The following is a 26,991-nucleotide window of genomic DNA, read 5'->3' as shown; positions in this document are numbered from 1 at the left end:
TATTAATTTTATTGGTTGTAAGTGTAGTTTAATGGCTAGAAAAATATTAATCATAGACAGCAGCACCATCATAGCAATGAGAGTAAAAGTACTCTTAGAGCTCATTGGGTGTAATGTTGAGCTGATTCATTTCTCTATGCTTGAGATGTTTACTCACGCCGAAAATTACGATTTAGTTGTTATAGCTCACGGCGTGCCGGTTGCCCCTATTAAGCCGCTAATTGATAAACTATCTCATGGGCGTTTATTATTACTTGCCCCTAAAACCGAAAATACAGAGCAGTTAACCGCATTTGCTGGCCTAAATAAAATAGTACCTGATGCTACGGTTGTTTATCCTTTCTTCTCTAATAAAGAGATCACCTCTCTTTTAGAAAGCTTATTAGAGCTAGACTCTAACCATATGATGCAACTGCCCACTATATTGTTGGTCGATCATATCCAAAATCGCCTTGATAATATGAAGAGCAATTTAATTGGCGCACATATTAAAACCCTTACGGCAAGCAGCTTAAATGACGCACTCACTATTGCAAAAAGTAATAAAATCGATATTTTAATTAGCGATTTTAGCCTCGGTGAAGCGACTGGTCTTCAAATATTTTCAAAATTAAAAGTGTCGCAACCAAATGCACGGTGCTTGCTTTTCACTTCCCGCCCTGACCAAGTTTCAATGATTGAAGCTATTCGCCAAGGTGTTGAAGACGTACTGATTAAACCGCTCAATGAAAATATTTTACTGCAATCAGTGCATAAGCTTTGGCAAACTGAATTATTAAAACGCCGCAATGCCGAGTTAGTTGAGCGCCTTCAAGAAACTGTCGATGCACTAATAGAAAAAGACAGCTTGCTACAAGTTATTTATAAACACACCCCTGACGCTATCATGCTATTTAAACGCAACGGTCAAATTATTGAAGCAAATGACGCTTGCTTAAGACTTTTAGATCTACCGTTTAGCGGGCTTTCTGGTAAATCGTTATTTGATTTTTTAGATAACGATTCGATTGCTGGAATCAAAGAAAAAATTTCAACATTAAACAGCAATCGTCAGTTCAGTTACGATTTACGTCTACCCATTAAAAGCGGTGGCACAGTGCCTTTGTTTGGCTCTTTTAACGAAATAGATCACCATGGTGAGATTGCACTGGCTGTAATTTTCAAAAATGTAACTCACTTAAAACAAAAAGAAGAGCTACTTCAAGAAGCTAAAGGGTTACTAGAAGAAGAGGTCAAAGCCCGTACATCGCAGTTAGAGCATGCTAAAAATGTAGCCGAAGCGGCAAATTTAAGTAAATCAGACTTCTTAGCAAATATGTCACATGAGCTGCGAACCCCCATGCACTCAATTTTAAGTTTTGCACGCTTTGGACTCGATAAGCTAGAAGCTGGCGACTTTGCTAGAGAAAAGTTACTAAAATACTTATCTCGTATCGAGTGTAGTGGCGATAGGCTGCTATCTTTGTTAAATAACCTTCTTGATTTATCAAAGCTTGATGTAGGTAAATTTCCGTTTAACCCGCGCCCTCATAATTTAGAAAGCATTATTAAAACAAGCATTGACGATGTGTCGGGCACGGCGATGGAAAAACAAATTAATATTATTTTTCCTGCGCCAGATTCACCGGTCATTGTGCAATGCGATGAAGAGCAAATAAATCAGTTGTTGCGCAACGTATTAGGCAATGCATTAAAGTTTAGTGAGCCCAAAAGTAACATCACGCTTAAATTAGCATCGGATGGCCAATTTGCTGATATTGAAGTCATTGATAGCGGTATAGGTATTCCTGAAGATGAGCTTGATCATATTTTCACAAAGTTTGTGCAAAGCAGTAAAACAAACAGTGGTGCAGGTGGTACGGGGCTAGGTTTAGCACTTTGCCGAGAATTTGTATCGTTGCATCAAGGTCAAATTAGCGCGTGTAATAATACCAATGGTGGTGCCACAGTACATATAAAATTACCACTTGAAATAAATTTAGACGAACACCTAGTCGATGAATAAAAGTACGCTAAAACAGTAAGTTGTTTATGTTTATACAATTTATTTTTGAATTTAAAAGGATGATTTAGTTATGGCTTTAACAAAAATACTAGCAGTAGATGACGAGCCCTTTAACCTTGAAATAATTGAAGAAATTTTAGAAGACTTAGATTTTGAGTTAAGGCTAGCCAACAGTGGCCCTGAGTGCTTGGATATGGTTGAGGACTATATGCCTCAAGTTATTTTACTTGACGTAAGCATGCCGAAGATGAGTGGTTACGAAGTGTGTAAAACACTTAAATTAAACCCAAATACCGCACATATTATTGTTATGTTTGTATCTGCAAGAGGAACTGTGGAGGAGCGCATGGAAGGCTACTCAGCCGGCGCTGAAGATTACATAGTAAAACCATTTGGGCATGATGAGCTTAGATCTAAATTAAAAAATCTAAACCAAGTATTAGTAGAGAAACAAAGTCTAGAAAAACAAGTAGAAGCGGCAACTTCAACCGCGTTCAATGCTATGGCTAACAGCAGCGAAATGGGGCAAATAGTCAACTACGTAGAAAGCATAGCACTCATAACTAACCCAGACGATTTAGCAAAAGCACTTATTGATTGCCTACAATCTTTTGATTTACAAAGTAATGTAGAATTTAGATACGACTCTATTGTTAAACATTATGCTTTACATGGTGTTTGCTCGCCTATTGTGATCGAGCTATTTGAAATGCTTAAAAACAAAGGCCGTTTGCATGAGTTTTCGCAGCGCTTATTAGTTAACTACGAGCTAATTAGTTTACTCATCTTAAACATGCCAGGACACGATCCTGATAAACACGGCAGAATACGCGATCACGTGTGCTTTATTGTTAGTGTTACAGAGCAGCAGTTACGCGCCATAATAACTAAGAACTTATTAGATGCGCAGCAGGTAAAACTAAACGCAGTAGCAAGTACAGTACACAGTAAATTTCATGGTTTGATAGATTTACTTAATGAAAATCGCTTAAACAACGAACAAGTATTTAAAAAACTTCAGGAAGAGCTTGAGGTTAGAATTCCAACAATGGGTTTAGACGAAGACCAAGAAATTTTTATCTATAAAAAAGTAGATGAAACAATTCAAAATTCTGTAGCCCGCGAGGAGTCTGTTATTCAAGTAAAAGAGGCGTTCGCAGACATTGAAACAGAGCTTTCGATACTGCTAAACCATAGCCAATAATAAACACATAGACTTACTTTTAGGGCTTGTTTGCCATTAATATCAGGTTTATCGCCCTATAATGGCGAATAATCACACTCCAATAGCTCTGATTTGCTTTAGTACTAAATAGGCTTCTATGAATTTATGCATCTCGTGGTAAGCCTTTTTCCACTATCCTAATAAGTCTTTGCGTTTTTCTAAGTGAGGGTTGTTTATTGTTTTGCTGATCCAGTGCCCATTGAATATGCTCTTTTACTAGATCACTACAACCATCAATTTTTTGTTCTAACGCGCTAATAATGTCAGGGTCAAAGTTTGCATTACCTAAACCAACGGCTAAATTACGTAACCAACGTTCATGTCCAATTCGGCGAATTGAGCTGCCTTCGGTATTTTTTAAAAATGTGGTTTCATCCCAACTAAACAGCTCAAGTAAGTCTTTGTCTTTTAACTGCGTACGCGGATGAAAGTCTCGTTCGTCGGTTATTTGTCCATAGCGGTTCCACGGGCAAACTAATTGACAGTCGTCGCAGCCATAAACTCGGTTACCTAATAAAGTTCTGTATTGCTCAGGAATAGGGCCTTGGTGTTCTATTGTTAAGTATGAAATACACTTACGCGCATCAACCACATAAGGTTCTACAATTGCACCTGTAGGACATAAAGTTATGCAGGCTACACACTTACCGCAGCCTTCAAAGGTATTTTCATTATCAACAGGTAAAGGTAAATCAATAAACAATTCACCTAAAAAAAACCACGATCCAGCTTCTTTGTTTATTAGTAATGAATGTTTGCCACGCCAGCCCAGCCCCGCTTTTTCAGCCAATTGGCGCTCTAATACAGGGGCTGAATCAACAAAGGGTCTAAAACCATATTCACCTACTTCTTGTTCTATTTTTTGGCCGAGCTTTTTTAATCGATTACGAATTAATTTATGGTAGTCTCGGCCAAGTGCGTAACGGCTAATATAGGCTTTTTGTTTGTTTTTTAATGTTTTAGCAAAGCCAGCATCGGGGGGCAGGTAGTTCATTTTTACCGATATAACACGTTGTGTGCCGGGAATAAGCTCGTCAGGGCGAGCGCGTTTCATTCCATGTGCCGCCATATAATCCATTGAGCCATGAAACCCGGCGTCAAGCCAACGCTGAAGCTGTTGTTCATGCTTAGTCAAATCTATATCAGTGATCCCTACTTCGCTAAAGCCGAGTTCTTTTCCCCATGCTTTTATTTGCTGGGCTAATTTAGGGTAGTCAGGAGTTAGGTTGCTCACACATATTCACGCATATTAAATAATCGCCCTGTAATTTAGCATAATTACAGGGGTGTGTTGAGATTTACGCATCAATAGGTGTTTAAGCGTAAACCGCGTTTATGATAAAAATTAAAGTACAAAGCGCTTCAATTGCTGCTGTGTTTGTAAGCTTAACTCTTGCGATAATTGGCTGTCGGCAAGAGCGGTGTCTATTTGCTGTTTAGCCTGCTCGCCTAATTCAACAATTTGCTCTACTGATTGATGGGTTAAATTTTGCGTATCCTCTAATAAATGCACTGCACTGGCAATTTGCTGTAATTGCTGTTGATTACTCTCAAATTCATTAAGCATTTTACTAAACCCTTCAGAGGTTGAACAAATTGAACTTTGTGCATTTTTAGAATGGTTAATAAGTTGCTCTGACTCTTTATTTGTTTCACTGACCAAATCATTCATTTGGGTTATAAAATCACTGATTTGGCGAGTAGCTCCACTTACTTTAACCGAGAGGGTACGTACTTCATCAGCAACAACAGCAAAACCACGCCCGGCTTCTCCTGCTCGCGCAGCTTCTATCGCGGCGTTAAGCGCGAGTAAGTTAGTTTGATCAGAAAACTCCTCAACCATTTTTAAAATACTGCGAATATTCTCACTGTTTTCCTTCAAGCCATCAACGGTGCTCGCAAAACTGCCTAACATATCAGTTATTAACTGCACTTTCTCAACCAGAGAGCTCAGATCTTGAGCTGAGAGTTTTACAAAGGCTAAGTGCTCATTATTTACAGTATGAACACTGTCGGTATTGCCCACAATATTTTGCAAGCTTTGTGTTATTTGGTTACTGGCATCAATAATTGTATGACTTAAGGTAATTTGCTGTTCGCTCGAATTTTCCGTACTTTGCATTGACTCAGTTGCGGCTTTATTACTTTGTGCGCTGGCTTCAGCGCTTGTGTAAGTCGTGTTAAGTAATTGGCTTAAGTGGCTTGTAAAATCGTTATATTGCGTACTTAACGTTTTAAATTCGTCGTATGAAAAATGCGGAAGTTTAGCGTTTAAATTGGCATCTTGTTGATTAATTTTAATAAGCGTATCGCACATAGCTTTTACAGGGCGAACAATCAAAAAGCGCATATAAAAAAGCGTAAACGCAAAGCCTGAAATAATAACTAAGGTTAGTAGCCAAAAAAGGCCAAGATTTTGTTGCTCACTTAAGCTGTCATAAAGCCAAAATAAAGTAATAGCCTGAAACAAAAAAACAAAACTCAAGTTACCAACAATTTTACGCGTTAGAGTAAAAAAGAATGTTTGTTCGATATAATTATAAATTTTCATTAAGCCACTCATCTTGCTTAAACCTATGTTTGAACGCTTTTACGCAGGCATTTGCAAGGTATAAGCGACTCTATTTATCAGCTAACGATAGCAAATATGCCTTGGATTGCATGGGAAAGTTAGTAAAAATCCCGTCTAAACCGAAGTCACGCATAAGTGCAATATCTTGTTGTTTATCCACTGTATAAGCGTAAACTTCAAGCCCGCGTTTTTTAGCATCATCTACAAACGCTTTGTTAATAAAATTTTTATCTACATGCACACTAAATGCATTTAAGTCTTGTGCAAACTTTGCATAATTAATTGGAATAGAAGACGTTAAAGCGCCTATTTTTAAGCAGGGTAAACGCTTTTTAAGCCATTGTAATTGATGATGATCAAACGATGATACTAAAATATTAGCACATGAAATGGTTCCCGCACTGATATTACGTTCAAGCTGGTCAGCAAACTTTTCAAGTTCAAAGGTATGCTTAAGTTCTAAATTAAGTAAGGTTTTATTGTTATTCCAATCAAATAACTGTTGTAGCCTTGGTATACATTCGCCATTACCCGCATCAAGTTTTGTAAGGGTTGCTGCATCAAACTCACTAACTTTGCCTTTTCCGTTGGTGGTTCTGTCTAGCCACGAGTCATGTATTAGCATGTAATCATCGGTAGCGCTTTGAATATCTACTTCAATGCCGTCTACACCCATATTTAAGGCTTCTAAAATGGCGCTTTTAGTGTTTTCGGGAAAGTGCCCGCTAGCACCCCTGTGTGCAAAAATTTTCATTGTCGAGCCTTCTTGGTTATTGACCATGTTTCAAAGCATGCAGCGCTTACAATAAGTGCGCCGCCAATCAGGGTCATTAATGTTGGGCGTTCGTGAACAATAATAATAGCCAAAATAGTACCGTACAACGGTTGTAAGCATGAAATTAGCCCTGCCGTTGCGGCTGATAAATGTTTTAGGCTTGCTGCAAATAGCGAGTGCGGTGTAGCGGTAAATATAATGCCAGCGACGGCAATTAATACAAGATCTTGATTACTCACCTCGTACACTGGCACTTCAATAAATGCGCACAGCATTATGCTCGCTACCAAGGTTTGGTAAAACATCGTCTGTGGGCCGCCGTATTGGCTAAAATAGCGTTTGTGAGTAATGTTTCTGACAGAGAAAAACAACGCAGATACCACGCCAGTAATAACACCAAGTGTTACATCGTCACCTAAATCAGCACTTGGTACCAATAAATAAATACCCAAAACAACTACGCCAGCGCTTATTATATCTTTTGCTTGAGGTTTACTTTTATTAAATAAAGGCTCTAAAAACACGGTCATTACTGGGTAGCTAAAAAATGCAAGCATACCAATGGTTATGCCTGCCATTTGCATACCTGCAAAATAAGTCACCCAATGTAGCCCTACTGTAACACCTAAAAATAAAGCAATAAGGTAGTCTTTGGGATTGTTTAACTTAATTTGTTTTTTCCCGAATGAAAGCATTGCCAATATTGCCATACCAGCAATAGCTGTTCGGTAAACTGTAATATCCAGAGCATTTAAACCAATGAGTTTGGCAAAAAGGGCGGTTCCCCCAAAAAGTAACACGGCAATATGTAGGTAAATTAAGCTTTGCTGTTGTGGCTGCATTTAAACATCATCTCCTTTTTTTAATATGTTATCACCGAGGGGGCGTCAATAAGATGAATTTTTTGAAACATGACAAATGTCAGCAAAGTTAATGACACTTCACACTCTTATTATTTTTACGTACTGGCATAGTTATCCTACTTAACAGGAGAGTGCTATGAATAGTTTAGTTTTAATGAGTCTTGATATTAGCGAGTTTTTTGATTCGCTTAATTTTACTATTAATTACATTGATTATTTTATGCTGATAAGCATTTTTGTGGTATCTATATTTATTAATAAAAAGAGTGCTTTAAATAAAAATAATACACCAGAGGTGCTAGCATGAGTTCGCAAAGTAGCTTTTCTCATCAAACGGATAAAACGTTTTGGAAATACGGCCATTTAATTTTTACAGGCTTTTACTTACTGCCATTAATTATTAATTTTGACCAATTTACAAAAAGCCAAATGGGCCTATGTTTAGCTTTTTATATTGCCTTTATTATCTTGTATGTAAAAGCAATTAACTGCGATAACACAAAAATAACCACCTTATTTTTAGCCTTGCTCGCTATTTGTTTTAGCGCCACTTTTTTTACCTCCGGCACACCTACCTTATATGGCTTTGTTGCCTATGTAGCTGGGTATAGTTATAACTTAAAACAGCGGTTTTATGCTGCATTAGCCATTGTGGTGGCGCTTTTTACAAGTTCGTATTTAAGCGATATGGGAAAGCTTCAATACTTTTTGGCTGTGGCCTTAATATTATGTGCCGCCTTATTTAGTTATGGAATTGCAGCAAAAAGAGAACGCGACCATAAAAAGCGCGAGCAAGAAAGTGCAAACCAATTAGAGCAATTAGCTGCTATTGCTGAGCGTGAACGTATAGCGCGTGACCTACACGATATTTTAGGCCACTCACTCTCATCTATTGCATTAAAGGCCGAGCTGGCTAATAAGCTAAACCAAGGTGAGCGCTACGAGCAAGCAAACAACGAAATAGCCCAAGTAGCAGACCTTGCAAGGCAGCTACTTAGCGATGTACGCAGTGCCGTAAGCGACTTAAAAGAGCTTAATTTGGTAAGCCAAGTTGCTCAGTTAAAACAACGGTTATTAGAGCAAGATTTTAATATTACGTTTAACGTTGAGTTATCAGTGCTACCTGCCAAGGTAGAGGGCATTGCTAGTTTAATAATTAAAGAGTCAGTCACTAACTTACTACGCCATAGTTCAACTAAAAACAGCGCTATAACAATTAAGCAAACACCTCAGCAATTACTTATTGAAGTAATAGATAATGCACCCTGTGGCAGGCTCGAGGCAGGCAACGGTTTAAACGGTATAAAAGAACGAGCAGAGCAAATACAAGGTAGTGCAACTTTTACCTGTGGTGAACAATTTACATTAAACGTAGTACTGCCAATTTCATCTGAGGATTTACAATGATCAAAATATTTTTAGTGGAAGATCAGGCGCTAGTGCGTGACGCTGTTAGTGCACTACTTAGCCTAGATTTTAATATTGACGTAATTGGCCAAGCAAGCAACGGGCTAGATGCTCTAAATGCTATTAATGCGCTTGATGAAGATGCAATGCCAGATATTATTTTAACCGATATTGAAATGCCTAAAATGAACGGCATAGAACTTAGTGAAAAAATAGCAATGCAATTTCCGGCTATAAAAATGGTGATCATGACCACATTTTCACGCGCTGGGTATATTAGGCGCTCGTTAAGTGCCGGTGTTAAAGGATTTATATTAAAAGAAGCCCCGAGTGACGAGCTAATCAACGCACTCAAAAAGGTAATGCAAGGGCAAAAAGTGATTGACCCAGAGCTTGCAATTAACGCTCTAGACGACGCCGATCCACTTACCGACAAAGAGCGAAAAGCATTAAAGCTTGCAAGCGATGGACTTAAAACGAGCGAAATAGCCACACAGTTATTTATAAGTGAAGGCACAACGCGTAACTACCTGTCAGACGCAATTGCCAAACTTAATGCAACAAACCGAATCGACGCAGCACGTATAGCTAAACAAAAAGGGTGGTTATAAACACATGTGATTAAGGTTTATAAATTTAACACAAACCCTTACTATGTTAGTCATAACAACAAAAGTAACGAACAACGCTTAAAGTAAGCTTAAAATTCGCAAAAAGAGGGTTAAATGGCAAATTTAATAGATTTAACAGTAAAAAACAGTGTCGCAGTTTTAACAATGAACACCGCAGAAAATCGACACAATCCAGCGTTTTTGGCTGAATTTAATTTACACCTTGATCATATAGAGGCTGATAAAAGCATTCACTCGGTGGTACTTACCTCAGCAAGCGACAAAAGCTGGTCGTTGGGTATTGACCTTGAGTGGATGGCAAACCCAAGCATTTTACCAGCGGCTATTTCTGACTTTATGTTGCAAATAACACAGTTGCTACAACGTATTGTTACGTTTCCTATGCCTATTATTGCAGCCCTCAATGGTCATACTTATGGTAATGGAGCCGTGCTTGCCTGTGCCTGTGATTTTAGATTTATGAAATCAGACAAAGGCTTTTTTTGCTTTCCTGAAGTTGATGTACTGGTGCCTTTTGTACCGTCTATGTTTCCTATTATTAATAAAGCGATACCGCAAACCTTCTTTAATAGGCTAGCAATGACGGGCGAACGGGTGGGGGCACAACAACTGTTTGAGAACAACGTTATAGAAGCTGTATTTTCTAACAGTGACGAACTGCAAGCCGGTGTACTTGAATTTGCAGCGCAGTTTAATAAAAACCGTTGGATTTACGCTCAAAACAAATCGCAAATGAACAAACACATCTTGCAAACTATTAAAGAAGAAGACCCCGCTTTTATCGATAACGTCAGTAAAATGTTATACAAAAATCTTCATAAAACTAAGTAATGGCTTAGTCACTGATGCAGCTTAATCACAATGACACAATTAAGCTGCATAATTAAGGACATATTAAGGCCCTGTACGCTAAGTTTAAAAAGCTAAATAACCGATAGGTGAGCTTTGTTTAAATATTAAGTGCTTTTACCTGTCTCATTTTACGTATATGGGTTAAAATAACCTTCATAACCAACTAACAAGATAGTGAATGTCAAACCAAGATCCAAATCTCAGTCGAGAACAAGAAAAGTACGAAAACCCCGTCCCTAGCCGTGAGTTTATACTTACTCATCTTCAAGAGCGTTCAAAACCAGCTAACTACGCACAATTATGTGAAGAACTAGCCGTTAATGATGAAGAGCGTCAAATTGCATTTAAACGTCGCCTTCGTGCCATGGAGCGTGATGGTCAGTTATATTTTAATAAATTTAAATGTTATGCACTTATTGACGAAGCCGGTTTAACCAAAGGTAAAGTAATAGGCCACAGAGACGGTTTTGGCTTTTTAGAAGTTGAAGGCGAGAGCAAAGATTGGTTTATTGCCAAACATCAAATGAACATGGTGTTACATGGCGACATTGTACTAGCTAAAGGTACAAAACGTGGCTCTGGCTCAAAATGCGATGCCCGTATTATTAAAGTGCTTACCAACGAGCGCGCCCCTATTGTAGGGCGTTATTTTGTTGAGCATGGTGTTGCAGTTGTAGTCGCTGAAGATCCGCGTATTACGCAAGACATCATGATTTTACCAGGCAACGAAAACGGTGCCCGCCACAACCAAATGGTGCAGGTTAAAATCACTCAAAATCCTAGCCGCAATATGAACGCAGTAGGTAAAGTGGTTGATGTACTAGGTGAGCATTTAGCACCAGGTATGGAAATTGAAGTTGCCCTTCGTAATCACGACATTCCGCATGTTTGGCCAGAAGAAGTTGACGCACAAGTCGCCCACTTAGGCGAATTTGTAGAAGATGGAGACAAACAAGGCCGCGTAGATTTACGCGACTTACCGCTTGTTACGATAGATGGCGAAGACGCCCGCGACTTTGACGACGCAGTGTACTGTGAGCCTAAAAAATCAGGCGGTTGGCGTTTATGGGTTGCTATTGCCGATGTGTCGCATTATGTAGGCATGAATACACCACTTAACAAAGAAGCCATTGCACGTGGTAACTCAGTGTATTTTCCTGAGCAAGTTATTCCAATGCTACCAAAAGTACTGTCTAACGGGTTGTGTTCGCTTAACCCTAAAGTAGACCGCCTTTGTATGGTTGCTGAAATGACCGTATCAGCGGCAGGTAAATTGTCGGGTTATAAATTTTACGAAGCGGTGATGAATTCTCACGCCCGTTTAACTTACACTAAAGTAAACGCCATTTTACAAAATGACGAAAAGCTTCGCGAAGAATACGCACCCGTAGTGCCACATTTAACTGATTTACAGCAAATGTACATGGCGCTTAAATCAGCACGCCAAGAGCGTGGTGCTATTGAATTTGAAACACTCGAAACGCGCTTTGTATTTAATGCACACCGTAAAATAGAGTCTATTGTGCCTGTTATCCGCAACGACGCGCACAAACTCATTGAAGAATGTATGATTTTAGCCAATGTGTCAGCGGCTAAATTACTCGAAAAGCACGAGGCCAGTGCACTTTACCGTGTGCATGATGAACCCGACAGCGAAAAGCTTGGTAACTTTACACAGTTTTTAACTGAGTTAGGGATTCAGAGCACATTAGGCGACGAACCAACGCCTAAAGAAATTACACAAATATTAGCTAAATTAGGCGAGCGCCCAGAGGCCGAGCTTATTCAAACTATGCTGCTGCGCTCAATGAAACAAGCTGTTTATCAGCCAGATAACATAGGTCACTTTGGTTTGGCGTTATCGGCTTATGCGCACTTTACATCGCCTATTCGTCGTTACCCAGATTTAGTTGTACACCGTGCAATTAAAGCGGTGCTAAAAGCACAGGGTCAACAAACGTCAGGCGCATACGCGTACACTGACGATGAAGTAGATCAATTAGGCGAGCAATGTTCAACCACTGAGCGCCGTGCAGACGACGCGACTCGCGAAGTAGCCGACTGGCTTAAATGTGAGTTTATGCAAGACCACGTTGGCGATGAGTTTAACGGGGTTATTTCGTCGGTTACAAACTTTGGTTTATTTATACGATTAGACGATTTACAAATTGATGGTTTAATTCATGTTACTAATTTAGGCGACGAGTTTTTTGCACATGATGCTGCAAAACATTGCCTGATTGGTGAACACAGCCACACCGTTTACCGACTTGGCGATAAAGTAACGGTGCAAGTTGCCTCAGTCAGTTTAGACGACCGCCGTATAAACTTAGTACTTAAAGGCGATGTAGCACAAGATAGGTATTCACGCCGTCGTGCACCTAAAGGTAAAGGCCCAGCGAGTGTGCGCTCACAATTAAAAGCAGGCAAAGTACCGGGTAAAAAGTCAGACGACAAGCCAAAAGGTAAAAAAAAGCCAGCCGGTAAAGGCAAAGCTGCTGGTAAGTCGGCGGTTAAAGCCAGCGAAGGCACCGCAAAGAAAAAACCGAAAAAGAAATCGGCTAAAAAGCCTAAAAGACCAGGCAAAAATGCCCGTAAACGTACAAGCCCAGGAGCATAAAATACGTGAGTAATGAATTAATTTTTGGCTTTCACTCTGTTGAAGCAATTTTAGCAAAAGAGCCTGAGCGATTTTTAGAAATTTACGCCCTTAAAGGCCGTGATGATAAACGCTTAACACCGATTATTGATGAAGCACGTAAATTTGGTATTTCAGTACAATTTATGCAGCGTAAAGCACTTGATAACAAGTCGAAAGACGAGCAGCATCAGGGAATTATTGCTAACGTAAAAGCGGCGCCAACGTACAACGAAAAAGATTTAGATGTGATCATTGCGCGTGAAGAAACTCCATTTTTACTCGTACTTGATGGCATAACCGACCCGCATAACTTAGGTGCATGCTTGCGTAGTGCAGATGCCGCTGGCGTACATGCGATCATTGTTCCTAAAGATAAGTCGGCAAAGCTTAACGGTACAGCACGAAAAGTAGCGTGTGGCGCAGCAGAAACAGTGCCCCTTATTCAAGTCACTAACCTCGCACGTACGCTTCGTGAAATTAAAGATGCTGGCGTATGGGTAGTTGGCACAGCAGGCGAAACCGACACGCATGTATTTGATGCAAGCTTAACAGGCCCAATGGCCATAGTTATGGGCGCAGAAGGTGAGGGGATGCGCCGTTTAACGCGTGAGCATTGCGATGTATTGGTTAAAATTCCAATGGCAGGGTCGGTGTCTAGCTTAAACGTATCGGTTGCAACCGGTATTTGTTTATTTGAAGTATTACGCCAACGTAACGCAAATAATTAAATTGCGTTAGTTTAAAGCTAAGCATTAAAAAAGCCGAGATTAAATAATCTCGGCTTTTTTGTATCTACTATTTGCTTAGTATGGTGTGAGTAAAACGGTTTAGTTAACGAGCCGTTTTACTCAGCTACTACTTAAAAGCTGTATGTGTAGCCCATTTGAATACTACGAGGCTTACCTGGCTGAATACCGCCATTAGCACGGTTAGCTATATACGTTTTATCAAACAGGTTATCAACCGTTAAGTATACTTTTTGGTTGTCGTCGATTAAGTATTTAGCAGCTAAATCCCATACTACACGGCTATCAATTGCGTTTAAGCCTGAGTCAGATAGGTCGGCATGAGAATCAGATACGTAACGTATTTGGCTGTTAACAACAAACGATGCAAACTCAGCGCCTAACGATAAAGCAACTTGATTTTCAGGTACGTAAGGCATTGCGTCGCCTTTTTCTACCGAGCCCCAAATTTCTGAATCAAATGTGTTTTTAAACTCAGAGTCAGTGTATGTGTACGTTAATTTAACTGGAAATTGCGCAGCGTCTGTTGCAAAAGTACGACCCGCACTAAATTCAAAGCCCGATACTTCTACTTCACCGTAGTTGTATTGGTCGCCAATATTTTCGTCGCTACAACCCACAGCAGCAGTACAGTTACCGTGCATGTTGTCGTAATCAGAGAAAAACGCAATCACTTCACCGTTAAAGCCATCCATATTAAAGCGAGAGCCAAACTCAAGGTTTACACTTTCTTCTTCTTCTTGGTCAGCATTACCCGGTGCCGCTGGAGCGTAACCTTTTTGAATACCCGCAAGTAACGTCACGTTGTCGTTAAGTGTATAAGTAGCACCTAACGATGGCACTAAAATTTCAGTATCGTTAGAAATATCTTTAGTTAAGCCATTGCTACGAGTTGGATCTGATTTAGACCATTCTTCACGCGTAATGGTAATGTCTTCGTAACGAAGACCTGCATTAATAACTAACGCGTCTAGTGTCCATTCGTCTTGAACAAATAACGTGCTTGCTTTTGCGCTGTCTACACGGTTGCTATCTGAACCAGGTACACCTTGCGATGTAAGTGTCATGCTTAGGTCTTGATTAAGCGTGTATGTGTCTTGCCATTGGAAACGATCCATTTCGTCTTCGTGGTAACGCATACCTACAGTAATGTAGTGATCGCCTGCAGGAATATGTAATTCAGACTGAATGCCTTTTGCTTGGTAATCACGGTTGTTAGCTTTAACACCAATGCCTTCAATACCTTCGCTTGTTGGATTTGCTTCAAAGTCGCTGTATTGCTCAAGCGTGCTTGTTCCTACACTGCTTGCTTTATACCAGTTACGATGAAAATCGTTTAGGTAAGCGGTTGCAAGTAATTCGTAGCCTTCACCAAAACGGTACGCATAGTTTAGTTGGTAAGCGTTGTGGCGAGTGTTCATTTCATCGTTTTGCGATGCAGCGTAACGGCGATTAGGGTTTGCTTTGTAATCTTCGTCAGTTAAGCCCATGTAAGTTTCGTCTGATGTTTCGTCAGAATATTTTACTTTTAGCTCAATATTGTGGGCATCGTTTTTACCAAACGTATGACCAAACTTTAATAGTAAATCAGTTTTTTCAAAGCCCGTATTATCGCTACCAACAGGAAGCTCTTTAAAGCCGTCTGCGCCGTAGGTAAATACTTCAACCAAGCCAGACGTGTTGTTTTTTTCTTTACCAAAGTATGCGTGACCTTTGTAGTAGCCATCGCTACCAAGGGCTGCATCTACCATACCTTTAGAACTATTTGGCTCGGTTGGTAAGCTACGAGAAAGTAAGTTTAAAACGCCACCTGTAGTACGAGGACCGTACTTAACTGAGGCAGCACCTTTTAATACTTCAATTGTTTCCATACGACCCATAGTAGGGAAGTAGTAAGCAGAAGGCGCAGAGTAAGGCGCAGGTGCGACTAATACACCGTCTTCCATTACAGAAATTTTATCGTTACGGCCGGTACCAGTACCGCGCATACCAATGTTAGGGCGAAGGCCATAGCCATCTTCTTCTTGAACGTAAACACCCGGAACAGACGCTAAAACACGCGAAATATCGGTAAACTCAAATTTTTGAAGTTCTTCGTCAGAGATAAAAGTAGCCGAACCAGGAATGTCGTTTATAGCTTGCTGTGAGCCAATAACTGTAATTTGTTCAAAGCGTTGTTCTTTATCGCTGGTGTCTTTAGCCATTGCAGTGGCTGTAAAAGACAAAGCAACCGCAGTTGTAAGAGTAGATACTAAAAACTTAGGGTTCATTTTTGTCCTAATCACGTTGATTATCTAAATTGGCGTAATTTGAACACGTTAACGAATGAGAATCAATATTATTAAGTATAAAACTATTCATTTTTTTAGAACTAAAAACATATATTATGTAACTTAATTAACTTTTTTATATCTTTTGTATTGTTTTGTTATCGTGAAGCTAAGTATAAAGTTGAGTGTGTGTTTTATTAGCCTAAACGCAGGGCAATAAACTCAGCAAGCTTATCTACCGCATTTTCTGACTCCCCTGAACTTTTAACCAAGCTAATACCAATGTTGCCCAGTGCCGGTAAGTGTTTAGTGTGTACTTGGTAATTAAGCTCGCTGGGTACGGTACTTTTTGCCAGTACTGTTATACCAAGCCCTTCTTTTAATGCCGCAATAAGCCCCGTTAAGTCGGCGTTGCTATATACAATACGGTATTTTATGCCGGCATTTTTAAGCGCATCGGTAGCGCGGCGGCGATAAATACATCCCTCTGGCGCGGTTACTAAGGTAACCACTTGGTTTTTTGCTTGGTTTAAATCACCCACCCACACCAATTGGTCTTGCATAAAAATAGGAAATTTACTTGAGGTAAGTTGCTCGTTTAGCGCAAGCACTAGATCAAATTGGTCTTGCCTAGAAGCCGATAGCAAATGCTTACTTAATCGCGATTTAACTTCGAGCGATACTTCTGGGTACAGCGCCACAAAGTCGCCAATAATAGAAGGGAGTATACGCGCAGCAAATTCGCTAGGTATGCCTAAACGTACTTTTCCGGTAATGCTCTCTGACGTGAATTGCTGCAAAATGGCATCGTTGTATTGCATCATTTGTTTTGCCATAGGCAATAATAGTTCGCCGTACTGGTTTAGTACTTGGCGCTGGCCTTGCTTTTTAAATAATTTATAGCCTAATACATCTTCTAAACGCTTTATTTGTAAGCTTACCGCAGGTTGCGAAAGCCCCAAAAAGTCGCCGGCTTTGGCAAATCCGCCTACATCTACAATCATTACAAAGGTGCGTAAACTGTCGGTTGATATATTTTTCATATTTAAAATTACAATTTATGTGGCTACATATATAAGTATTATTTATCAATTGATAAATAATTACAATTTGTTGTTACAGACCCCGCGCAATATAATTTTAAGATTAAAAATACACAGGTGTTTGTTATGACTTTTAACCCAATAATGTTTGCCCGCCACAGCAACGCTAACAGCGCGGTTATAAACGCTTTGCAAGCAAATAACAGCACAGTTGTAATGGATTTTAGCGGCAGCGAAGCTTCTGTATTTTTAAGCAGTATTTTAGGCCACGATTTAACAAAATTAACGGCCAGCGGTTTAGGTTTAAAAGGCACATTAGATGGCGACTTTTATTCTGACTTTAGTTACGCCGTGTATTATTTTAGCGAAACCGCTTTTCGATTTGTATTACCTCACAGCGCAAGCCTGCAATTACAGTCACTTATAAACGAACAACAGCTTCGTTTTGATATTGACTACGTTATTCGTACCGACCTAACTAGCTTTACCTTAAGCGGCGAAAACGCCTTTGATACGCTAGTTGACGCCTTTAAATTAACACCCGGTTTGCGATTATCTGACGCACAACTATGCTACGGTGCGCAAAGCGGTGAGGTATTTATTACCGCGATTGATAACAAAGATGAGCAGCATTTTGTGCTCATAGCTAAAGCGCCAGAGCTACAAAAATGGCAAAGCTATATGCAAACGCAGGGTTTTGCAGTAATGCAAAACCAGGCCGCATAACAAAAACAACCAACAGGTAAACATAATAATGTTTGCCTGTTTTTAATTTAAGCCACGCCCATTAAGGGTTAATTTAAAACGTGAAGGAATGTTATGACTTCTAAAACTGTACTCCATGCTAAGCACCTAGAAGCGGGCGCAAAAATGGTTGATTTTCATGGCTGGGAAATGCCAATCAACTACGGCTCACAAATAGAAGAACATAATGCAGTGCGTAACGATGCAGGCATGTTTGACGTATCACACATGACTATTGTTGATATTGAAGGCGACCAAGCTAAAGCATTTTTACGTAAGCTTGTAGCAAACGACGTGGCTAAATTAACCGTCCCAGGTAAAGCACTTTACACCGGCATGCTTAACGAGCAAGGCGGCGTAATTGACGACCTTATTATTTACTTTTTCAGCGAAACGTTTTACCGCTTAGTGGTTAACTCGGCTACGCGCGAAAAAGACTTAGCGCATTTAGCTAATGTATCGAGCGATTTTGCCGTTACAGTGACTGAGCGCCCAGAGTTTGCAATGATTGCAGTGCAAGGCCCTAACGCACGCGAAAAAACAGGCACGCTTTTAAATGCAGAGCAACAAGCTGCAGTTGAAGGCATGAAGCCGTTTTTTGGTGTTCAAGTGGGTGATTTATTTATTGCTACAACGGGTTATACTGGCGAAGACGGTTACGAAATTGTAGTACCAAACGACCAAGCAGCCGATTTATGGCAACAACTGCTAGACGCAGGTGTTGCGCCAGCTGGTTTAGGTGCACGTGACACGCTACGTTTAGAAGCAGGTATGAACCTTTACGGCCTAGATATGGACGAAAGCGTATCGCCACTTGCAGCTAACATGGCATGGACCATTGCATGGGAACCAGAAGATCGTGACTTTATTGGCCGTGACGTACTGGTTAAACAACGCGCTGAAAAAAGCACCGACAAGCTTGTTGGTTTAGTACTTGAAGAAAAAGGCGTATTGCGTAGCGGTTCAAAAGTAATTGTTGACGGTGGAGAAGGGGTTATTACCTCAGGTACTTTTTCACCTACACTTGGTTTTAGTGTAGCCCTTGCACGTGTACCACGTTCAACAGGCGACACTGCTCAAGTAGAAATGCGCAAAAAATTAGTTAACGTTAAAGTAGTGAAGCCTAGCTTTGTACGTAACGGTAAATCAATAATTTAAAATTTGGTGTTATCACCCAATAATACCAATCATGTTGAGTTATTAATCACTTATAGCGACGGATAAATAGAGTGATAACAAGGCATTAATTTTGATATGTAGTTGTTCTACCTAAGAAATTAATAACGATGTTAGCGCTTTATTTAGACCGCTAGAGTGGCTAGATATTTAAGTTGATTGGTATCATAACCAAAGGAACAAGATAATGAGCAATATCCCTACTGAATTAAAATACGCTTCTTCACACGAGTGGGTTCGCGACGAAGGTGACGGTACCTTTACAGTTGGTATTACAGAACACGCGCAAGAACTACTTGGCGACATGGTGTTTGTTGAATTACCAGAAGTAGGCGACGAAGTAGACGCAGGCGAAGACTGTGCAGTAGCGGAGTCGGTTAAAGCTGCTTCAGACATTTACGCACCAATTGGTGGTGAAGTGATTGCTATTAATGAAGAGCTAGAAGACGCACCTGAAACAGTAAACAACGACGCGTACGGCGAAGGTTGGTTATTCCGTCTTAAAGCATCTGATGTGTCTGAGCTAGACAACCTATTAGACGCTGAAGGCTACTCGCACACTATCGACGAAGAGTAATCACTTTTTGTCTAAAGCCCCGCATGTTGAGTAAACAATCGGGGCTTTTATGATTTTACAGCTTATTACCCATACCCAGTAAGTTGCCAAATCATCATATATTTTAATCAATACTAGTTACCCATTAGTATTTAGGATCATAGGAATCTGGACACATGTCAAACGCCAAATCTCTTGAACAGTTAGAGCAAAAGCAAGATTTTATTCGCCGCCATATTGGGCCAAGCCCAGCGCAAGTAAGCGATATGCTAAGCGCTCTTGAAGTATCGAGTGTACAAGAGCTGATCGATCAAACTGTACCGGCTAACATTCGCCTAGAGCAACCGCTAAGCATTGGCGAAAGCCGTACTGAAGTTGAAACACTAAACTACTTAAAATCAGTAGCAAGCAAAAATAAAGTTTTCAAATCGTACATTGGCCAAGGCTACCACCCAACACATGTACCGCACGTAATTTTACGTAACGTACTTGAAAACCCGGGTTGGTATACAGCGTACACGCCGTATCAGCCAGAGATTGCACAAGGGCGTTTAGAATCATTACTAAACTTCCAGACTATGACCCTAGATTTAACCGGCCTTGATTTAGCAAGCGCGTCGTTACTTGACGAATCAACCGCTGCAGCCGAGGCAATGGGCCTTGCAAAACGCGTATCTAAAGCTAAAAAAGCCAATGCCTTTTTTATTGCCGACGACGTACACACACAAACTATCGACGTAGTAAGCACCCGTGCTGAGCAGTTTGGTTTTGAAATCATTATTGGTAAAGCGGCCGATGCCGTTAACCACGACATTTTTGGTGCATTATTCCAATACCCATCTACATCGGGCGAAATAGTTGACGTAACCGACCTAATTGCTGGCGTTCAAAGTAAAAAAGCCATTGCCTGTGTTGCTGCCGACATTATGAGTTTATTACTATTAAAAGCACCGGGTAAACTAGGCGCAGACGTAGTATTAGGTTCGGCTCAGCGTTTTGGTGTACCTATGGGTTACGGTGGTCCACATGCTGCATTTTTTGCAACACGTGACGCATACAAACGTTCATTACCAGGGCGTATTATTGGTGTATCTAAAGACCGTTTAGGTAACGACGCACTGCGTATGGCAATGCAAACGCGCGAACAACATATTCGCCGCGACAAAGCCAACTCAAACATTTGTACAGCGCAGGTATTACTTGCCAACATGGCGGCGTTTTATGCGGTGTACCATGGCCCACAAGGCTTAAAAACTATTGCGCAACGTATACACCGCTTTGCTGATATTTTAGCTGCAGGCCTAAAAACCAAAGGCATCACCCTTAAGCACAGCACGTGGTTTGATACGTTAACAATTGTTGGCGACAATAAAGATGACGTAATAGCACGTGCTCTTGCCAAAGGCGTTAACTTTGCTACAAACCACGACGGCGAATACTCAATTTCGGTTTCAGAAACCACAACCCGTGCAGACGTTGCCGAGCTATTTGATATTGTACTAGGTGAAGGCCATGGCGTAAGCGTAGACAGTATTGCAGCCGATATTGAAGCAAACGGTAGCGACTCTATTCCAGCGAGTCTAGTACGTGATGACGAAGTATTAACGCATCCAAACTTTAATAGCTACCACAGCGAAACAGACATGCTTCGCTACATTAAGCGCCTTGAAAACAAAGATTTAGCGCTTAACCACTCAATGATCTCGTTAGGTTCATGCACCATGAAACTAAACGCGACCGCTGAGATGATCCCAGTTACATGGCCTGAGTTTGCAAACCTTCACCCATTCTGCCCGCTAGACCAAGCAGAAGGTTATCAAATAATGATTAACGAGCTACACGACTGGCTAGTTAACATTACGGGTTACGATGCGGTTTCACTTCAGCCAAACTCGGGTGCACAAGGTGAATACGCAGGCTTAATTGCCATTCGTAAATACCACGAGTCACGAGGGGATGCACACCGTAACGTATGTTTAATTCCAAGCTCAGCACACGGTACTAACCCAGCGTCGGCACAAATGGCGAGCATGAAAATTGTTGTGGTTAACTGTGATAAAAACGGCAACATCGACATGGAAGACTTAAAAGCGAAAGCTGAAGACGTGTCTGAAAACCTGTCGTGTGCCATGATCACATACCCATCTACCCACGGTGTTTACGAAGAAACCATTCGTGAACTATGCGACATTATTCATGAGCACGGCGGCCAAGTTTACATGGACGGCGCAAACATGAACGCGCAAGTGGGTGTAACAAGCCCGGGCTTTATTGGCTCAGACGTATCGCACTTAAACTTGCACAAAACGTTTTGTATTCCACACGGTGGCGGCGGCCCAGGTGTAGGCCCAATTGGTGTTAAATCGCACCTTGCGCCATTTATGCCAAACCACAGCGTAATTAACGTACCAGGTACAAACATTAACAACGGTGCCGTATCCGCAGCGCCTTACGGCTCAGCCGCTATTTTACCTATTTCATGGGCGTACATTGCCATGATGGGGTCAGAGGGCTTAAAACAAGCCACTGAAATGGCGATTGTGAACGCTAACTACTTAACGCACGAGTTAAGCCAGCACTTCCCAATTTTATACCGTGGCCGTAACAATCGCGTTGCGCACGAATGTATTGTTGACTTACGCCCATTAAAAGAAGCGTCAGGCATTACTGAAATGGACGTAGCTAAGCGCTTGCAAGATTACGGCTTCCACTCACCCACTATGTCGTTCCCAGTTGCGGGCACGCTAATGATTGAGCCAACTGAGTCTGAGTCAAAAGGCGAGATAGACCGCTTTATCGAAGCAATGGTGTCAATCAAAGGCGAAATTGATAAAGTAATCTCTGGCGAATGGTCAATCGAAAACAACCCACTTGTGTTTGCACCGCATACACAAGCTGACGTACTTGGCAACGAATGGGACCGCGCGTACGACCGTTTTTACGCTGCATTCCCAGTGCCTTCGGTAGCTAAAGACAAGTTCTGGCCAACGGTTACACGTATAGACGATGTATACGGCGACCGTAACTTAGTATGTTCATGCCCAGCGGTAGAGACTTATCGCGACTAAGAGTAGAGACTAATTTTTTGAACTTTAATGGGTAGTAAGTTCCATTATAGTTTGGGAATTTATCAAAATTATAAAAGCCGTTGCAGCAATGCAACGGTTTTTTTGTGTGTGTTTAAGCATTGTAGACGCACAGCTTGCTGGCGTGTTGGGCGCAGCCCAAAAGGTGTTTAATTGTTGTTGGCGCATATTCGTTTGCTTTTGGATCATTGAGGGATTAGAAACCTTATTCAAGGTTTTGTCGCGCTGGCGACGGCAGCCAAAGAGGGGCTGCCGCTGGTCCCTCTCTGGACACTCTCAGCGCACCCGAGCATCACGCTTAATCCTTCAAATCACAATTGATGTGAACGTAAACGCCATGAAAGCACATCCATGTGCAAGCATAGCTTTCATTTCATCCATGAAATGCATTACTCATCAATTGCTTATTTTCAGGGCGTGATGACGGGGGAAGGGTGTTAAACGTGAGATTGATGATTAATAATTGGTCTAGGTAAAAAGTAAAACTTGATCCTTCGAATTATTACAAAACTATATTTTTCAATTGAATAGGGGTTGTACATTGAAAATTACAGTAAATATAGGTTATTGTATGTACAGTTAGGGAAACGCTGGCTACTCATGAAAGTTGGCATTCAAGGATGAAGAAAAGTAGATAAACTGATCAAGCAATTTATTTATATTCATATTCCACTTTTTTCATGCTTTGTAACGTAACCCTTTTCCCAAAAAATCCAACCAGTTAGTTTTATAATAGCTGTCTTAATTATTTAATTCTTAAATCAATAGTATATTTAGACAAAATAACAGGCACTACTGAAAAAAGGATTTTTGGGCGGTTGTTGCTTAAATTCTGAAGCAACTTTTTATACAGATTGGTTAGGTGATGCATTTGGACAAAATTGATAAAGAATGGGGATGTACTCATTCTCGTTACCACGATGGCAGTAACGTTAAAGCATGTATTGTGGCTATTTCCGATTTAGACAAGATCTCTGAAAAACTAACTTCGGCAGTGCTTGATTCTTCATGGATGCTTGATCTAGATAAAGGTACCAGAAGGACTTATGAGCATACAGCAAGAGAGACCGCTAATGCTTTGGTGGAGATCTTTAAGAAGTTTTCTGATGACCATCAATTAGGTGCTGAGTTTGGCGAAGTTATGGTTTCTATCAGTTCAGCGCGTTCATTATCAGTTATCTTTGATCATATAGAACTACCTATCGCCGAGATATGGAAACCTCAGATCAAACAAAATGAAGGTTTTGATTTCCACACTGAGTGTACAAAACAGCTAATAAACTTTGGTGAGGCAAAATTTTCTGGGAGTGTAAATCCCCATGGTAAAGCAATACCACAAGCAGAAGGCTTCATTAATGAAGAAAAACATTTTAGGGATCGGGCACATTTAGTCAATTTAGCGTCCCAAAAATCTATAGAGAATTTGGATGATGACAAGTTTGGTGCCATAGCTGCATTTTCTATAAACTCAAAGAATCACGATTCAATAATGGATAATGCAATAAAAAGCATTCAGGAGTCTGGACTGTTTGAAAAAGTTCAATGTGCTTACGTTATTGGAGTTGTTGTATGTTAGATATTAGAAGCATTAAGGCAGATGCTTGCCCGAAAGTTAGTGTTAGCTTATTAATAGAAACACTTCATAAAGATGGGCCTGTGGATCGTGAAGTCATACAGGCGTTAACCTATTACAAACTATTTCACTATGAAGTTTTTAAAAGCTTTGAACCTAAGGTGCTGTCAGTTCTTGGATTATTTTATAAAGATGAGAACCCAACAGACTTATATTCTTTTTTATTAGCAGGGATTGGAAGAGAAAACAAAAAAAGATTTGGTGAATGGCTTACCCCAGTCCAAGCGAGTGTGCGATTAGCGGTAGAAGAAAACCAATACACCTCAATATCAGCGCCAACCAGTGCAGGTAAGTCTTTTTCTCTAAGGGATTATATTTTTGAGCAAGAAGAAGATAGCGTAATCGTTGTTCCATCTCGAGCACTTATTGCTGAGTATATGGCGACCTTAAGGGAGCGTTTTAGAGACAATAAGCAGGTTATGATCTCATCCTTTGTTGATTGTGTGTTTACAAGCAGAAAGTTGAGACGAATTTTCGTTCTTACCCCTGAGCGAGCTAGAGAAATTTTTGCACATAAAGACAAATTGAGTATATCGTTATTCTTTTTTGATGAGGCTCAAGTATCAGAAGAGGCTGAAAGAGGGGTCATTTTTGATGTTCTAGTTAGGCGAGTTAAGGTTGCCTATCCAGAAGCAAAACTAGTATTTGCGCATCCTTTTGTAGATAACCCTGACGCCCAAATGAAGAAGCATGCGTTAGACGAGAATCAGGCATACTCTCGGTCATACCCTCATAATACAGTTGGTAAAGCATTTGTATTTGGTCACAGTAATAAGAAAGACTACTATTTCTCGCCGTATAAAGAGCAAGGTCACCATGTGAAAAGTAGTATTCAACTAAATGAAAAGTTTGAGAAAGTAGCATTCGACGGTAGCCATACAGTACTAGTTTTTGTTTCCAAAGCATCTTTATATCGGGGAGACTTTATCGACGACTTTCAGAAGTATGTCGACCGATTTGGCTTAATTGAAGATGAATCCGCAATATCTATAATTCAAGAGGTTGAATTGTTGATTGGAGCAAATGAACAAGACCACCGTTCTAATCTTGTTAGTTTGCTAAGAAAAGGGGTTGTCATTCATCATGGTTCTGTACCTCTTGAAGTACGATTCCTGATTGAAGAATTTATCAGGCTGGGTCATGCAAAGATTTGCTTTGCTACTAGTACATTAGCCCAAGGGATCAACATGCCATTCGATGTTGTTTGGTTGGACAATATGAGAATGCAAGGTGGTGATGAAGAAGACAAAGCACTAGCATTCAAAAATTTAATAGGACGTAGTGGACGACTTTCTAAGAGGGCAGTGTTTGATTTTGGTTATGTATATACAAAGAATCCTATATTACTTTCATCGCGTTTAAATACATCATTTACTTTATCTGAAGAGTCGCTTCTCGAACAAGATATAGAAGGTTTGGATGATGAAAGAGAGCTAATTTCTTCAATAATCGAAGGTACATTTGATGAGGAGATGAATCTTCCTTTAACTAAAGTGGAAAGGCTTTCAACGAGAGAAACTCAGGAGCTAATGGAGTCAGTTCTATATTTTATGTATGAAGATGGATTTGGAGCAAAGCTGTTTGGCAGGGAGAATAGAGAAAATAGGCTAGTTACAAAAGACTGTCTAAGGGCTATTTATGAAATCTCGCTAGGTAGAGCTTTACTTTCTGGAGAGAAGAACGTCTTTGATACTGCAATCGAAATATTTTTTCATTTGATTCAGGGACGCAGCTTTAAGGAAATCGTAGGAATAAGGTATAGCTACATTTCAAATAGAGGCAAAAATCAAAACTTGGATGCCAACTTCACTCAGCCTGCGAATAAACTACCAGATAGTGGGCTATTTAATGAATATCCACTGTTTAAAAATACAAAATCTAAGGACGTGAGTTACGATGCAGTCGTATTTGATACCTACGATTATTTGGATACGGTAATCTCATTTTCTTTATCAGACGTGCTTATCGGAGCTTTTAGTATTTATTATAATCATACTAAAGTTAGCAAGGCGTTAAAGATGGTAGAACTATTAAAGTACGGTACTAACGATACTGTTCATACATTGTTGCTACGGTATGGATTCCCTCCAGAAGAGATTAAAGAAATATCAATGTATGTAAAATCTATCTCTGAAGAGAATATCTTGTTTAAGCCAGATGTTATTGGTTCCCCAAATAATGTAAGGGAACTTGTAGACTGGTATCTGCCATAAGTTAAAGTAGCCATGTAGTGGTCAACTAATTTTGGCCACAGTTTTAGAATCTTGATATCTAACCTCAAAACAAAGGGGTCAAATCTTGACTTCAGACATTAAAAATAGATAAATCAGAATAGGCTTCATTATAATTATCTTAAATTTTAATTGCCTCAGTGGGGGTGGTTGCTAACCCACTAAAATATTTCATTATTAATGTCCCTTGGCTGTTTTTTTCAATGACTAAATAGTTATTTGAATTAGGGTAGTAAAAACTATTTTTAGACATGGGAATTAGCTTTATTTTATTTCCACCTGAGCACCAAAGGGGTCAAGTCTTGACTTCAGACATCAAAGCACCAAAGGGGTCAAATCTTGACTTCATACATCAAAGGTCTAGATTTATAGTTTACTGCTTATGGAGTGAATTGCTATGTCTAGGCCGTTGCGAATAGAGTATGAGAATGCGTTTTATCATGTGATGAATCGTGGAAGAGGGCACGAAAATACCTTTTTGAGCGATGACGACTTTAAGTATTTTTTATACTGCATTGAGCAAGCAAGCCTTCG

At 40.3% G+C, this 26,991-nt stretch carries 21 protein-coding genes; 14 read left to right on the top strand and 7 right to left on the bottom strand.

The features are described from left to right. The first annotated feature begins 31 nt into the window (after nucleotides 1–31). Both CWB65_RS08445 and CWB65_RS08440 read left to right on the top strand, forming a co-directional pair. Complete coding sequence (locus CWB65_RS08445; RefSeq protein ID WP_010555694.1) at nucleotides 32–2,005, top strand: ATP-binding protein; 1,974 nt, start codon at nucleotides 32–34, stop codon at nucleotides 2,003–2,005. A 70-nt stretch (nucleotides 2,006–2,075) separates the two neighbouring features. After that, nucleotides 2,076–3,209, top strand: a complete 1,134-nt coding sequence (locus CWB65_RS08440) for a response regulator (RefSeq protein ID WP_138740406.1) — start codon at nucleotides 2,076–2,078, stop codon at nucleotides 3,207–3,209. A 124-nt stretch (nucleotides 3,210–3,333) separates the two neighbouring features. On the opposite strand, the gene queG is transcribed toward CWB65_RS08440, so the two are convergent. From queG to CWB65_RS08420, 4 genes are all read right to left on the bottom strand, one after another. Further along, nucleotides 3,334–4,464: a tRNA epoxyqueuosine(34) reductase QueG gene (gene queG, locus CWB65_RS08435; RefSeq protein ID WP_138740405.1), complete on the bottom strand. Its 1,131-nt coding sequence runs from the start codon at nucleotides 4,462–4,464 to the stop codon at nucleotides 3,334–3,336. Nucleotides 4,465–4,575: 111 nt separating this feature from the next. Then, nucleotides 4,576–5,793 (bottom strand): methyl-accepting chemotaxis protein, encoded by a 1,218-nt coding sequence (locus CWB65_RS08430; protein ID WP_138740404.1) that lies wholly within the window; start codon nucleotides 5,791–5,793, stop codon nucleotides 4,576–4,578. Between the two features lie 58 nt (nucleotides 5,794–5,851). Further along, the gene (locus CWB65_RS08425) at nucleotides 5,852–6,556 is read right to left on the bottom strand and encodes a glycerophosphodiester phosphodiesterase (protein WP_138740403.1); all 705 of its coding nucleotides are present in this window, start codon (nucleotides 6,554–6,556) and stop codon (nucleotides 5,852–5,854) included. After that, nucleotides 6,553–7,419, bottom strand: coding sequence for a DMT family transporter (locus CWB65_RS08420; RefSeq protein WP_138740402.1), 867 nt, complete (start codon nucleotides 7,417–7,419; stop codon nucleotides 6,553–6,555). Before CWB65_RS08420 ends, CWB65_RS08425 begins: the two co-directional genes overlap by 4 nt. A gap of 157 nt (nucleotides 7,420–7,576) precedes the next feature. On the opposite strand from CWB65_RS08420, the gene CWB65_RS19865 reads away from it, so the two are divergent. The 6 genes from CWB65_RS19865 to rlmB all read left to right on the top strand — a co-directional run bounded on the left by CWB65_RS19865 (nucleotide 7,577) and on the right by rlmB (nucleotide 13,700). Then, nucleotides 7,577–7,747, top strand: a complete 171-nt coding sequence (locus tag CWB65_RS19865; protein WP_006794092.1) for a hypothetical protein — start codon at nucleotides 7,577–7,579, stop codon at nucleotides 7,745–7,747. Beyond that, a complete protein-coding gene (locus CWB65_RS08415) occupies nucleotides 7,744–8,847 on the top strand; it encodes a sensor histidine kinase (RefSeq protein WP_138740401.1) in 1,104 nt (367 codons plus the stop codon). Before CWB65_RS19865 ends, CWB65_RS08415 begins: the two co-directional genes overlap by 4 nt. Next, complete coding sequence (locus CWB65_RS08410) at nucleotides 8,844–9,458, top strand: response regulator transcription factor (protein ID WP_058428366.1); 615 nt, start codon at nucleotides 8,844–8,846, stop codon at nucleotides 9,456–9,458. The genes CWB65_RS08415 and CWB65_RS08410 overlap by 4 nt, the downstream gene beginning before the upstream one ends. A gap of 114 nt (nucleotides 9,459–9,572) precedes the next feature. Beyond that, on the top strand, nucleotides 9,573–10,310 hold the full coding sequence (locus tag CWB65_RS08405; RefSeq protein WP_039036399.1) for an enoyl-CoA hydratase/isomerase family protein: 738 nt from the start codon (nucleotides 9,573–9,575) through the stop codon (nucleotides 10,308–10,310). Nucleotides 10,311–10,509: 199 nt separating this feature from the next. Then, nucleotides 10,510–12,951, top strand: coding sequence for a ribonuclease R (gene rnr / locus CWB65_RS08400; protein WP_138740400.1), 2,442 nt, complete (start codon nucleotides 10,510–10,512; stop codon nucleotides 12,949–12,951). Nucleotides 12,952–12,956: 5 nt separating this feature from the next. After that, nucleotides 12,957–13,700, top strand: a complete 744-nt coding sequence (rlmB, locus tag CWB65_RS08395) for a 23S rRNA (guanosine(2251)-2'-O)-methyltransferase RlmB (RefSeq protein ID WP_006794097.1) — start codon at nucleotides 12,957–12,959, stop codon at nucleotides 13,698–13,700. A 131-nt stretch (nucleotides 13,701–13,831) separates the two neighbouring features. Here rlmB and CWB65_RS08390 read toward each other — a convergent pair whose 3' ends face one another. Together CWB65_RS08390 and CWB65_RS08385 are read right to left on the bottom strand one after the other, a co-directional pair. Continuing rightward, nucleotides 13,832–15,988, bottom strand: a complete 2,157-nt coding sequence (locus CWB65_RS08390; RefSeq protein ID WP_008127664.1) for a TonB-dependent receptor family protein — start codon at nucleotides 15,986–15,988, stop codon at nucleotides 13,832–13,834. A 197-nt stretch (nucleotides 15,989–16,185) separates the two neighbouring features. Beyond that, nucleotides 16,186–17,031, bottom strand: a complete 846-nt coding sequence (locus CWB65_RS08385) for a LysR family transcriptional regulator (protein WP_008127667.1) — start codon at nucleotides 17,029–17,031, stop codon at nucleotides 16,186–16,188. Between the two features lie 126 nt (nucleotides 17,032–17,157). Between CWB65_RS08385 and CWB65_RS08380 the strand changes: the two genes are divergently transcribed. The 6 genes from CWB65_RS08380 (at nucleotide 17,158) to CWB65_RS08355 (ending at nucleotide 26,439) form a co-directional block, all read left to right on the top strand. After that, nucleotides 17,158–17,757 carry a hypothetical protein gene (locus CWB65_RS08380; protein ID WP_006794100.1) on the top strand — a complete coding sequence of 200 codons (600 nt, stop codon included), beginning with the start codon at nucleotides 17,158–17,160 and terminating at the stop codon, nucleotides 17,755–17,757. Between the two features lie 93 nt (nucleotides 17,758–17,850). Then, entirely contained in the window at nucleotides 17,851–18,933 is a 1,083-nt protein-coding gene (gene gcvT, locus CWB65_RS08375; RefSeq protein ID WP_006794101.1) for a glycine cleavage system aminomethyltransferase GcvT, read from the top strand. Between the two features lie 205 nt (nucleotides 18,934–19,138). Continuing rightward, on the top strand, nucleotides 19,139–19,528 hold the full coding sequence (gene gcvH / locus CWB65_RS08370; RefSeq protein WP_008127672.1) for a glycine cleavage system protein GcvH: 390 nt from the start codon (nucleotides 19,139–19,141) through the stop codon (nucleotides 19,526–19,528). A gap of 155 nt (nucleotides 19,529–19,683) precedes the next feature. After that, nucleotides 19,684–22,575, top strand: a complete 2,892-nt coding sequence (gcvP, locus tag CWB65_RS08365; RefSeq protein ID WP_008127674.1) for an aminomethyl-transferring glycine dehydrogenase — start codon at nucleotides 19,684–19,686, stop codon at nucleotides 22,573–22,575. Between the two features lie 883 nt (nucleotides 22,576–23,458). Beyond that, entirely contained in the window at nucleotides 23,459–24,169 is a 711-nt protein-coding gene (locus CWB65_RS08360) for a hypothetical protein (protein ID WP_138740399.1), read from the top strand. Then, on the top strand, nucleotides 24,163–26,439 hold the full coding sequence (locus CWB65_RS08355) for a DEAD/DEAH box helicase (protein WP_138740398.1): 2,277 nt from the start codon (nucleotides 24,163–24,165) through the stop codon (nucleotides 26,437–26,439). Before CWB65_RS08360 ends, CWB65_RS08355 begins: the two co-directional genes overlap by 7 nt. Before the next feature lie 139 nt (nucleotides 26,440–26,578). Here CWB65_RS08355 and CWB65_RS20170 read toward each other — a convergent pair whose 3' ends face one another. Beyond that, nucleotides 26,579–26,710 (bottom strand): hypothetical protein, encoded by a 132-nt coding sequence (locus tag CWB65_RS20170; protein ID WP_283240435.1) that lies wholly within the window; start codon nucleotides 26,708–26,710, stop codon nucleotides 26,579–26,581. Nucleotides 26,711–26,991 lie beyond the last annotated feature (281 nt).

This window comes from Pseudoalteromonas sp. S554 (genome assembly GCF_005930865.1).
GTDB classification, from domain to species: domain Bacteria; phylum Pseudomonadota; class Gammaproteobacteria; order Enterobacterales; family Alteromonadaceae; genus Pseudoalteromonas; species Pseudoalteromonas marina.
This window is presented reverse-complemented; position numbering and strand designations above follow the sequence as displayed.